Raw genomic sequence first — 12,509 nt, forward strand, 5'->3', positions numbered from 1 at the left:
TATAATGGATTCAGTTACACAGATAGTTTTAGGAGCCGCAGTAGGTGAGGCAGTTTTAGGAAAAAAGATTGGAAACAAAGCTATGGCTTTGGGGGCAATTGCAGGTACAATTCCCGATTTAGACGTGCTTTCAAGTCATTTTACCGATACAGTTAATGCTTTAGAAATCCACCGAGGGTTTACTCATTCTATCGTTTTTTCAATTGCCTTTGGGTTGTTTTTCGCTTATCTGTGTTCAAAATGGGATAAGCGAGCGAGATTAAAAGAATGGTTTTTATTCTGGTTTTTGTGTTTTGTTACTCACCCCTTGTTAGACGCACATACCACATGGGGAACTCAACTTTTTTGGCCTTTTGATATTCGATTGGCATTTAAAAACATATTTGTAATAGACCCACTTTATACGTTGCCATTTCTAGTATTTTTAATTTTGGCAATGCTTCAGAAAAGAGGAAGTATTAAAAGACAAAAGTTCAACAATTTAGGTTTAATTGTGAGTAGCAGTTATTTGGCATTAACCATAATCCTAAAAGGAATCACCTATCTGAAATTTGAAAAGGCATTAGAAGAACAAAATATTGATTATATAGAATTACAAACGAAACCTAGTCCGTTTAATACAATTCTATGGACCGCAAATGTTCAAACTGAAGACGCATTTTTAATTGGCGATTATTCATTTTTTGATACCCAACCAATTCAGTTTTTTTCACACCTTAAAAACCATGAAGCACTTGGTGATTTAGCGAATGAAGACAAGGTAAAACAGCTTATCAAAATCACCCAAGGTTGGTACACTGTTTCTGAAAAGGAAGATGGAATTTACCTTAATGATCTTCGTTTTGGAATGATGAGTGTAGATCAGAGTGTTGGGAAATTTGCCTTTAGTTTTCGTTTAGATAAGGTAGGTGACAAGGTTGTTGTTACTGAAGAGCCAAAAGATAGGAGTGAAGCCAAAAGACTTCTTTCGGATCTTTGGAAGCGAATAAAAGGGAGTTAACAACTCATATCTGCTACAATTCTCCAATTGCCATCAATCTTTTTAAAGATAATTAAGAAAACACCATTGGCATTACCCATTTTTCTAACCAAGTGGTATTCCCCCATCACGTGATAAGAATTTTCTTCAATTTTAGTCATTGCAGCGATTGTGAAATGTAAAGTTCCCGTAAACTCCTTAGACGGATAAGATTTTTTGTAGTTGTTTAATGTTTTTTGCCAACCGTTCGTAAGGCCGCTACTGCCGTAAAACTTCAAAGAATCACTTTTCCAATAGCCTTGCATATAACCTTCTAAATCGAATTGATTCCAAGCCTTTTCTTGTGATTTTAAAACCAAAAGAATCGCCTCTTTATCAGAAACATTTGATTGGGAGAAAGCAGTTAAGCTTGTTATTAAGAAGAGAAGTATGGATAATTTTTTCATTATTTATTATTTTCTTTAATCTAAGGATTATATTAATTATTGCTATGTTATTCTATTAATACATAATTTCAAAGTAAGATTTTGCCATTTTATCTTACTAACTAACTAAACAATCACTCACTAATAATTTGTGGATTAACGACTAAATTATTCTAAATTTACCTAAACAATACTTTAGATTATTTAAAAGAAACCTAATTGAGCGATTCTAAAATAAATATTTCTAGTAATTATATAATAAAAACCCTCTTAATAATAGGTGGGGTATTAACATTGTTTTACCTAGGCGCTAGTATATTAATGCCTTTGCTAGTAGCTGCTATTATTGCAGTTTTACTTGATAAACCTATCAAAAAACTCAATCAACGGGGAGTGCCTAACTGGCTGTCAATTACCTTATCTATTTTATTTATGCTTCTCGTTTTCTTTTTGCTTTCCTGGTTAATCAGCTCACAGGTTAATAATATTGCGGGTGACTGGCCTACTATTAAGGACAAAGCGAGTGAAAAGTTGAACAATCTTTCAGAATGGGCAAATCAACGTTTTAACTATGATTATCAAAATTATATTGAAAACAATAAGCGTTTAGTTCAAAAGGCAGAAAATCTCGCAACTACCTTTTTGTCTAGTATTTTAAACCTATTGTCGCAATCGTTTATTATTTTTATTTACGTTATTTTGTTATTGATGCAGAAAGAAATGTTCATAGGATTTTTTAAGAAACTTTCTTCAAACTCTTTGGCAATGGGATCTTTACTAGCTAACTCTGCAAAAATTATAAGTAGCTATTTATTGGGCAAAAGCAAAATAATGCTTTTCTTATTTGGGATTTACTATTTAGGTTTTACTCTTGGTTCGGTACCTTACGCACTATTTTTGGCTCTTTTTGCAGCACTTTTTTCCATAATTCCATATGTAGGTAATTTTATAGGTGGTGGTTTTGCCGTGTTACTGTCCTTTTTATACGCAGGAAGTACCCCAGCTTTAATAGTTATAGGTGTAATTTCAGCAGCGCAAATAGTTGAAAATTATATTTTGACACCCTGGATTATTGGAGACGAAATAAATTTAAATCCATTTACTACCGTTTTTGGAGTTATCCTTTTTTCAACATTATGGGGAATGGTGGGAGCTATTATTTCATTACCCATTATTGGCGTTTTAAAAGTGATTTTCGAACATACAAAAGGAATGGAAGCTTATGCGCATTTATTACAAAAAAGCGATTCCTAGTTTAAACTTGGCAGCCTTAATGAGAAAAATAAAAGTGCATACTTTTGTGATTAAAACTTCATCATATAATTTTCTCCAAACACAGTTTCCAACCTAAAAAGGAGCTCTTCAGCATTCTCTTTACTGAAGACAATTGGCGGTTTTATTTTTAAAACGTTGTGGTTGGGACCATCAGTACTCATAAGAATCCCAAATTGTTTCATTCTATTTGCCAAATATGAAGCATGGTCTGGCAATGGGTTTTTAAGTGCATCATTTAATTCGAACCCTAAAAACAGTCCTTCCCCACGTACATCTCCAATTATTGGAAATTGTTTTTGTAAACTTTTTAATTCAGTTTTTAAAAATTCGCCAACTTCTAAAGCGTTTTGTTGTAGGTTTTCCTCTTCGATAATTTCTAAAACAGTGCGACCCACAGCACAGGAAACAGGATTACCACCAAAGGTGTTGAAGTATTCCATACCTGTATTAAATTTTTCCGCAACTTCTTTTGTACAAGCTACAACTGCTAATGGGTGCCCGTTTCCTGCAGGTTTTCCCATAGTAACTATATCTGGTTTAACATCGTAAAGCTCAAATGCCCAAAATGTTTTTCCCATTCGTCCAAATCCTGTTTGTACTTCATCGGCTATGCAAATACCACCTGCTTGGTGAATGTGTTTGTAAATTTCTTTGAAATAATCTTTAGGAGGAACAATTTGTCCGCCACAACTTACAAGTGTTTCCCCAATAAACCCTGCAATTCCCTTTCCATCTGCCTTTAAAGTTTTAATAATTTCCTTTGCGTGTTGGGCATAATCTACACCGCAGTTATCTCCAGTGTATTTCCCGCGATATGGATCGGGAAGTGGTAAAATATGCGTCGTCTCAGGTTTTGGAAAACCGCCCTCACCTTCAAATTTGTACGAACTCACATCCATCACAGCGTTAGTGTTGCCATGGTATCCAACTTCAATGGCTAAAATATCTTTACTGCCAGTTACTGTTTTCGCCATTCGCAAAGCGAGTTCATTAGCTTCGCTACCAGAATTTACGATGTGAATCACGGATAAATGTTCTGGAAGCTTTTTTAGTAATGCTTCAGCGTAAGCGATAATTTCTTTGTGTAAATAGCGGGTATTTGTATTTAAAACAGCCATTTGCCTTTGCCCAGCCAAAACTACTTTTGGATGCTGATGTCCAACGTGGTTTACATTGTTGACGGTGTCTAGATATTTTCTTCCTTCAATATCTATCAAGTAAACGCCTTCACCACGTACAATATGCAAAGGTTTGTCATACGAAAGACTCAAGCTTTTCCCAAGGTGATCTTTTCTGAATTCAATTATACTTTCTTCTGAAAGCTCTTTCTCTAAATTCTCTAGTTCTTCTTTAAATATCAGATTCGGATTAGGGCAGATGCTTTTCCAAACATCAACTTTTGCCGGTAATGCAACGCCGTTGAAGTTTTCATTATTTCCTAAAAGATCCAAAATAATTTGAAAATGCAAATGTGGCGCCCAGTTTCCATTTTCATTTGGAGATCCTATGTGTGCTATAAGGTCACGCTGTTTTACTAGTTGCCCAGGTTTTAAAATGCTTAGAGAGCTAAGTGATAAGTGGCCATAAAGTGTGTAAAATAAATCCCCTTCAAAACTGTGTTCTAAGATTATCATAGGGCCATAATCTTTATCGTAATTATTGTGGTGGACAACTTTTACAACAGCGTCAAAAGGTGCGTGAACAGGTGTTTCTGCCGGTACCCAGAAATCAGTTCCTAAATGGACGGCACGATATTCAGGGCCGTTATTACCTTCACTTTTAAAAGCGTCGGTTGTGTAAAAAGGTCGAGTTTCTAAATAACCATTTAAGAGTATGGTTTTAGGATGGTGTTTCTGAAATTGTTTTAGTTTAAATTCTGAAACTTCAGGATCGTTATATTCAGAAAGATTTCCTAATAAAGTACTGCCAACACTCATATCTAGGTTCACGATTTTTTCTGAAATGACACTGGGAAATATAGTCTTTAAGGAAATTTGATTGCTTTTCGCCCAAATTTCAAACTTTTCTTCTAATGGATGTGCTGAGTATCCACACGCATTTCGTAAAGAATAATAAGCAAAAGTCTCATTTACTTTAAACCATTTTTGCAGTAAATGTTGAGCAGGTTTTACACTTATACCATAGTAATCATCGTTTGGAAATTCTTCTTTTTTTAGAGAGGCATTGGTAAGTGTTGTAACCAAACGCATACCTACCAAAGTGTAAAGACATTTTAATTCGTCTTCAGAAAAGCGATAGTTTTTGTTATAAGCTTTCAGTATATCTATAGCCGCAGAAAGCGGATCTGGAACCTCAGTTATCGCATAGGCTAAAGTTATGGCGAGATCATTTACCGTTTGCGTAAAAACGGAGTCTCCAAAATCTATTAACCCCGAAATCTTTGGTTCTTTTAAATTAGAAGTAACCAAGATGTTGTAATCGTTTAAATCGTTGTGTATGATACTTTTTGGAAGAGTATTGTAAACAGGCTGAATTTCTAAAAACCTAGTTTGAAAGTGTTGAATGGCTTCTTTTTCTTCTCCATCGAAACGATTAATATGATTGTTTGTCCAATCTGAATTCGCTAAATCCCATTCTAAATTTCTATGAGCCGCAGTATGTTTAAAATCCTGCAATACCTTGGTTAAAATACCTGCTGTTTCACCTAAATTAGTTCTTAAGCGTTCAGTTTTCGGATTTACATCGGCCCAAATACGGCCAGGAACCCAAGAAAGTAATCGTGCGGTTTTCCTATTGGAAATTGTTATAAGGGGAGTTCCATCTTTAGAATTAAGAGCTTTTGAAGTTTGAAAAGGCAGGTTTTTGGTTGAAAGAAAGCTTAAAATTTCATTCTGAAAATTTAGTAATGCTTTGTTTTCTTCAGAAGAAATTTTTAGAAGATATTTCTCTTTTGTATTTGTTTCTAAAAGAAAATTTTCATCTTCATAACCATCTAGCTCGATAGCCTCGGCAGTTATTTTAAAATGTTGTTGAGCGATTTTGGAAGCTTCTTGAGCAGTGATTTTAGACATAGCTTTATTGGAGTGTTACAGTAACAAATTTACTTAAAAATGTAGTGTCCTAAAGCTTGACGATTAGGTATAATTTTAGAATTATTTGTAAATCGAATTAATTTATGGTATAATATCAACTTTAAATTTTATAAAAGCAGTCTAAGGAAATTGTTTTTAGACTGCTTTTCAGAAGCACTTAAAAGATTTAAGTGAAACGAATCTTCATAAATTTAAATCTCTAATTGTTTAATAAACCATTTATATATGTCGATTAAAGTTACTCGTAAGGACAGCACTTCAACATTTCTTGGTCTAGTAGTTAACAAAACAGTATTTTTTTCTGCCATTGCGGTTGTGATTTTTAGTGTTGGGTTTACTCTTATTTTTGAAGATGAAGCCGAACACTATTTTGGAATTGCCCAAACTGCAGTATCTGCACACGGGGGGTGGATTTACACTTTAGCGGTAAACTTATTTATAGTTTTTTGCTTGTACATGGCTTTTAGTAAATTCGGAAAGATTCGAATTGGAGGTAAAAAGGCAAAGCCAGAATTTAGTTTATGGGCTTGGTTCGCGATGTTGTTTAGTGCCGGAATTGGAAATGGATTAGTGCTTTTTAGCATTGCCGACCCTGTTCGAGATTATCTTTCTCCACCACGGTTAGCTGGAGAAGAGCCATCTCTTATCGCACAAGAAGCAATAAACTTTTCATTTTTACATCACGGTATTCACGGCTGGGCAATTTATTCGGTTGTAGGGCTCTCCTTAGCTTATTTCACTTTTAACAGAAAAATGCCTTTAACACTGCGCTCGGCATTCTATCCGCTATTAGGGAATAGAATTCACGGATGGATGGGAGATGTTATTGATATAATGGCGGTGATAACCACACTTTTTGGTCTAGCAACTACAATTGGTTTTGGTGTAGGGCAAATTAACTCCGGACTAACCCACGTTTTTGGGGTTCCGAGTTCGCTATTTTATCAAATTCTTATTATTGTAGGAGTGACATTAGCTGCGACAATTTCTGCTTTTAGTGGTGTAAACAAAGGAGTGCAAATATTAAGTAAGCTTAACGTAAGAGTAGCATCGGCTATATTTTTATTGGTTTTAATTTTAGGGCCAACTACATTTATCTTTAAATCATATATTCAGAACCTTGGAAGTTACTTAGTTCACTTTATCGATATGTCAACTTGGACTGAAGCACTTCGCGGAACCGATTGGCAAAAAATGCGAACTATAATGTATTGGGGTTGGTGGATATCTTGGTCGCCATTTGTAGGAACTTTTATCGCTCGTATTTCTAAAGGAAGAACTATAAAAGAATTTATTCTATGTGTATTAATACTACCAGCGCTAGTTACATTCTTGTGGTTTAGTGCATTTGGAGGGATTACAATGCGTGATATTTTACTAGGAGACACCGCTATGATTGCCGCTGTAAACGATAATATATCTACTGCATTGTATGTGTTTTTTGATAAGTTCCCAATTGCAATGGTATTAAAGTCGCTTGGTGTAGTTCTAATTTGTAGTTTTATTATTACTTCAGCCGATTCAGGAGCCATTGTGGTAAATAGTATTACATCGGGTGGTAAATTAAATACGCCGTCTTTTCAAAGAGTAATTTGGGCAATAGCTACTGGCGTAATTGCAGGTGTTTTGATGTATGGAGGAGGCTTGGATGCATTGCAAACGGTGGTTACAATTTCAGGATTACCTTTTGCAATTCTTCTTGTTATGATGTGTTTTTCACTGTATAGAGGAGTAAATGAAGATTACGATAAAGCCGAGCGAAAAGAAAAACTTTTAGAGAGGGAAAGTTATCGCAAAAACATACTTAATTTAGTTAACAAAGAACGAGAAGAGAAAAATTTAGATAAGATTGATCCTGATGCGCCACCTAAGAAAAAACCAACAACAACTGACTTATAAAATAAATTTCACATAATAGTTACTTTAAAATGACACAAAAAATAAATTTAGAGAACAAATTGAAACTTATGGTTGCCTTGGATCTTACCGAAATGGATCCTATTTTGTTGCAATACGTGAATTTTCTTTGTGAAGTGTGGAATATAGAACATTTGTATTTTACACATAATATAAAGCAGTATAAATTATACGACTTATATGACGAATTTCTTGAAGAGGGAATTACGGTAGAAGATATTGTTGATAGAGGGTTAGAGAAAACCATCAATACACATTACACTGCCTCAGTTCCCCATACTGTTTTAATTACTTCCGATGATTATACTGAGAGTATTCTAAGCCATTTAGCTAAAGAATACAAAATTGATATTATGGTGGTAGGGAATAAAGATGAGTTTCAAGGGACAGGGGCTTTGAACCAAAAACTGGCTCGTATGCTTGATGCGCATGTTCTATTAGTACCCGAAGAGGCTAGCCATCATATGGAAAAAGTATTGGTGCCAACCGATTTTAGTTCTGCTTCTGCTAGGTGCTTTACAGTAGCTGATAGTCTAGTAGCACGGTCTGGTGGCAGTATTGAAGGCTTGCATGTTTACAGTATCCCTTCCTTTTTCTTTCCTTACATTAATACAGAAAAAGCGATTGATAAAACGAAGTATCATTTAAAAGAAAAAGTTAAACTGTTTAAGAAAAAATTCAAATTAGCCGAAGATATGGCGTTCCGGTATATTGATAGAGAAAGTTATTCGGTGGTTGAGGCTATTGAAATTCACGCTGACAAGGGCGAATTCGATATAGTTGTGGTCTCTGCTCGAGGAGGCAACAATATTACGTCTTTGTTTGTGGGTAGTGTCACAAACGATTTATTGATTAGAAATAGAAGAATGCCATTATTAGTGGTAAGATAAAAGTGTTAACTTCAACAGAAATTGTTAAACAAAAGCCTTTCTAAGAAATTTCTTGAGAGGCTTCTTTGATTATAATAATTTATGATTACTGCCTATTCAGCTATTTGTTTTCCTTTCTTTCTACGAAGACGAATCTTCAGTTGAAGTAAAATAACCATAGCTATAAAGGAAACGGCTATAATGATAAACAACATACCTAATTCTGGTTTTATTGAAGCCAAATCTCCGTCATAAAATGCAACTTTTCTAAAGCCGCTTAAAAATTGAGTCAGCGGAATGAATTGGGCAATATTGGTAATTGCGTCTGGAATAGCCATAGTTGGCCAAGTAAAACCACTTAAAATAAAAGCAGGGGTAGAAATAACCATTAAAAGTTCGGTGGCTTTTAATTGACTAGGTATTGCAATTGAAAATAACATTCCAATAAAGATGGATGCAAAAGTTAACAGTACAACTAATACAAACATCGGAAAGTTAAATATATTGATGTCCACATTAAAATATGGGAAAAACAATGCAACAACCAACCAGATGAAAGGAAGCATTATTAAAAATGGTGTGGTTTTTAGCGCGATGAGATAAAGAGAAGATTTACTCTCTTTTACTAAAGTTCCAAAGTAGCCATCTTCAAAATCTCTTGAGAAAACCAATGCCATTGCTAAGAAAATAATCTGCTGCATAATACCACCCAATAAACCAGGTAGCATAAAGGTGACATAATTACCAGTAGAGTTATAGAGTTTATTAATGTTAATCTTGAAGCTTTCATAGGAGGATTTAGCTTGGGCTGGATGCATCCCTTGTTTTTTCAATCCTTCTATTTCCATCCCAGCATTTAGCGTCAGTAAAACTGCTTGAATGTGATTGCTAGCGGTATTGGCGTTTAAAATATTCGCCATATTTAAATCTACGCGTATTTCTGGATGTTTTTTCTGAAATATATCTGCTTCAAAATTACTTGGTAGCGTCACGACAGCTGCATATTGCTGCGTTGGCATTTCATCGATTAGACTTCCTGCAGTATATCGTACATCGCTCACCAATAAACCTTCGTTATCGTCAAATGCATCTATAATTTTGTCGGAAGTAGGACTGCGATCTTGATCTATAATTACAATTGGTAAATTTACAACTTTGGCTTGTTGGTATACGTAGCCAAATAAAATACCGTATAGAATAGGGGCTCCAAAAAAGATAGCAAGCAGTACGTCATTTGCAAAAATACGCTTGAATTCAACTTGAAGAAGTCTTATAAATTTATTCATATTTTAGATTTTCATTAGCCAAAGACGATATGATTTAAAGCACTGCATTAGTTCGCGATTAACAACTCTCTTTTTAATTTACGACAAGCTTTCTGTCTCTAAGTCACTCCTTGAAAAGCGTATTATTTAATAAGCATTGTTGCATTTAAATAGAACGTCTTGTCTTCAATATTTCCAGTTGGAACAACTTTCAATTCATAAATAGACTCGTCCAATCCATATAAAGGTGCTGTACTAGTAATGTTTGCATATTGGGCAAGTTGATTAATAGCAGTAATTTCAGCTTGAATAACTTCTTTAGTGTAAGGGTTTTCTACAGTTAACTTTTGGCCTAGTCTATAATCGTATATTTTAGATTCTGGAATAGTAAATCTGAAATAAATACTGTTTTTTTTATAGCCATTAAACAATGAATATCCTGGCGTTAACAATTCACCTACTTCTAGGCTAATGGTTTCAACAGACATATCTACAGGAGCAATTAAATATTTTTCGTTGACTGCGGAAGCTACTTCTTCTTTAGCACCTAATGCTCTATCTAATTGTCCTTGGGCTTGTTCTATTTGTTCGCTGCGAGCTCCTTTTCGCACCTCAGTACGTTTAGCTTCTAATGCTTCTACTTGTGCCTGTGCCATTGAAAGTTTCATTTTTACTTCATCAAACTGCTGTTGGCTCACTAATGAATCTTTGTACATGTTTTCTAACCGGTTGTACGATTCTTGAGCGAATTTCAATTGTGCTTTCCCAGAGTTTAATTGTTGCTCTATCTGACTTAATTGTTCAGTGGTAGCTCCGTTATAGGCCATGTTTAATTGTCCCTGAGCTGCAGTAATTGCTCCTTCAGCTTGCATCATTTTAGCACCTACTTCTGGGATATCGATAAATGCTAGGGTATCACCCTTTTTTACTTCTTGGCCTTCGCTAACATATATTTTTGAAATTCTTCCACCTAGTTTACTGCTTAAGGAGATAGTTTCAAATTTTACTTTTCCTCTTTCTGTATTTATTTTATCATCACCACAAGAACTCAAAACTAACAAGGAAACAAGTGCGACTAATATGGTTTTAGTTGATTTCATCTTTATAATTTCTTTTAATCTATAATATTATTGTAGGTTGGTTTTTTTGTCTTAAATCCATCGAATTAATTCTAAAGAAATCCATTTCTCGACAGTTTTAATATTTTAAAACTCCCTTGGCGTGAAGCATTTCTGTAACTGCTCTTCGCTGATCAAAAAGTGATTCTTGTAACTTAAAGTTCGCTTTTTCTAAATCAGTTAAGGCATCCAAAACATCATTTATAGAAGCTAAGTCGTTTTTGTATTGCTTATTTACCATTTCATAAGTATCGGTAGCTAATTCAATTTCCTTTTCCACAATTTTTGAATTCTGTAAGGTTGATTGATAAGCTTGCTCAGCTTTTACAATACTCAAGTCGATTAACTCTTCGGTCTCTCTAATTCGTTCTCTATAAATTTCACCTTCTATTTTTGATTGCTTAGCTTTTATACTTGATTGCGTGCCATCAAAAATATTCCATTGTATCCCAACCCCTACATACCATTTAGGGTCTAAAAGCGACAGGTATTCTTCAATAAATTCGTAGTGACCTTTTAATGCAACTTTCGGAATAAAATGGCTTTTTTCCATTTTAGATTTATAAAGTGTTGCCTGCTCGGCTTCTTCTAAGGCTTTAATTTCATTTCGCTTTTCAGCATTAGAAGTTGCACTCAACCTAAAGGACTCTAGCTTTGGTCTTAATAACTTTAAATTATCTCTGCTTTCGCCTGTAAGTTGGTGTAGGGCTTCAAGTAAAAGAGTTTTGTTGTGTTTGAATTCTAATTTTTTACCTTCTAACTGTTGTTGTGCTAATTCAATTTTCTTTCTACCGATAGGGGTGGCAAGGCCATTTTCAATGGCTTTTCGCACATAATGCTCCTGTTCATTTAGGTAGTCTTCGGAAGAATTTAAAACTTTCTCCGAAGCATAAACCAAAGCAAGCTTATCATAGGTTTCAATAATCTTAAGTGCGAGCTTATCTTTTTCTGCCATTCCCAAATAGTTTAAAGAAGACTCTTTGTGTTTACTCGCCTTAATTGCGTTGCTTGCTTCAAAGCCGCTAAAAAGAACCCAATCAACGTCAACAGATGTCTTTAAAATGTTTTTATCCTGAAGATTTGGGGTTTCTTTTAAAGGAATTCCATCCGGAAAAGGCGCGTTAAAAGGCACTCCTGCTCCTTCTTTAATAAGAAGTTTTTGCGTGGCAACTAAGAGGTTTTGAGTGTCCTCGTCAAAAGTGATATCCTCATTTAAACGAGTGTAGCTACCATTCAATGTAACTTTTGGAATGAATACCGATTTTGCTAGTTGCTGATCTAATTTTGCTTGCTGTGCCTCAAGGGATTTAATATTCACCGTCTGGCTTTTATCTAAACCTTTATTAATGAGGTCCTGCAATACTGGATCTAATTCTTGTGAAAAGCTTAAATTAGCAAACAATCCAATAATACTGATACATAAGAAATTGAATATGCCTTTTTTGATTCGCATTTATAACGGTTTTTATATTTTCGTTACAAATTTACGCCAATTCAAGCGGGTTTCTTTTGACCTAGGTCAAAAAACGCTCTTAAATCGATTTAAAAATCAATGACTTACGCTAAAATAGAAGAAAAAATTTAAACGCTGGGTAAAACGCATTTTTA

At 34.6% G+C, this 12,509-nt stretch carries 9 protein-coding genes; 4 read left to right on the top strand and 5 right to left on the bottom strand.

All coding sequences use genetic code 11. The features are described 5' to 3' along the window. The first annotated feature begins 4 nt into the window (after positions 1-4). Positions 5-1,000, top strand: a complete 996-nt coding sequence (locus tag RT250_RS05810) for a metal-dependent hydrolase (RefSeq protein ID WP_313112957.1) — start codon at positions 5-7, stop codon at positions 998-1,000. On the opposite strand, the gene RT250_RS05815 is transcribed toward RT250_RS05810, so the two are convergent. After that, on the bottom strand, positions 997-1,425 hold the full coding sequence (locus tag RT250_RS05815) for a YybH family protein (RefSeq protein ID WP_313112958.1): 429 nt from the start codon (positions 1,423-1,425) through the stop codon (positions 997-999). The genes RT250_RS05810 and RT250_RS05815 overlap by 4 nt on opposite strands. A 198-nt stretch (positions 1,426-1,623) precedes the next feature. Between RT250_RS05815 and RT250_RS05820 the strand changes: the two genes are divergently transcribed. Continuing rightward, positions 1,624-2,658, top strand: a complete 1,035-nt coding sequence (locus tag RT250_RS05820) for an AI-2E family transporter (protein ID WP_313112960.1) — start codon at positions 1,624-1,626, stop codon at positions 2,656-2,658. 50 nt (positions 2,659-2,708) lie between these two features. Here the strand turns inward: RT250_RS05820 and RT250_RS05825 are convergent, their stop codons facing one another. Then, complete coding sequence (locus RT250_RS05825; protein ID WP_313112962.1) at positions 2,709-5,711, bottom strand: aminotransferase class III-fold pyridoxal phosphate-dependent enzyme; 3,003 nt, start codon at positions 5,709-5,711, stop codon at positions 2,709-2,711. A gap of 246 nt (positions 5,712-5,957) precedes the next feature. Between RT250_RS05825 and RT250_RS05830 the strand changes: the two genes are divergently transcribed. Continuing rightward, positions 5,958-7,631: a BCCT family transporter gene (locus RT250_RS05830; protein WP_313112964.1), complete on the top strand. Its 1,674-nt coding sequence runs from the start codon at positions 5,958-5,960 to the stop codon at positions 7,629-7,631. A gap of 29 nt (positions 7,632-7,660) precedes the next feature. Further along, entirely contained in the window at positions 7,661-8,539 is an 879-nt protein-coding gene (locus RT250_RS05835) for a universal stress protein (RefSeq protein ID WP_313112967.1), read from the top strand. Between the two features lie 92 nt (positions 8,540-8,631). Here RT250_RS05835 and RT250_RS05840 read toward each other — a convergent pair whose 3' ends face one another. From RT250_RS05840 to RT250_RS05850, 3 genes are all read right to left on the bottom strand, one after another. Then, positions 8,632-9,804: an ABC transporter permease gene (locus RT250_RS05840; RefSeq protein WP_313112968.1), complete on the bottom strand. Its 1,173-nt coding sequence runs from the start codon at positions 9,802-9,804 to the stop codon at positions 8,632-8,634. A 122-nt stretch (positions 9,805-9,926) separates the two neighbouring features. After that, positions 9,927-10,883: an HlyD family secretion protein gene (locus tag RT250_RS05845; protein ID WP_313112970.1), complete on the bottom strand. Its 957-nt coding sequence runs from the start codon at positions 10,881-10,883 to the stop codon at positions 9,927-9,929. Positions 10,884-10,980: 97 nt separating this feature from the next. Beyond that, positions 10,981-12,354, bottom strand: coding sequence for a TolC family protein (locus tag RT250_RS05850; protein WP_313112972.1), 1,374 nt, complete (start codon positions 12,352-12,354; stop codon positions 10,981-10,983). Positions 12,355-12,509 lie beyond the last annotated feature (155 nt).

The sequence above is a fragment of the Aequorivita sediminis genome (genome assembly GCF_032080575.2).
GTDB classification, from domain to species: Bacteria; Bacteroidota; Bacteroidia; order Flavobacteriales; family Flavobacteriaceae; genus Aequorivita; species Aequorivita sediminis.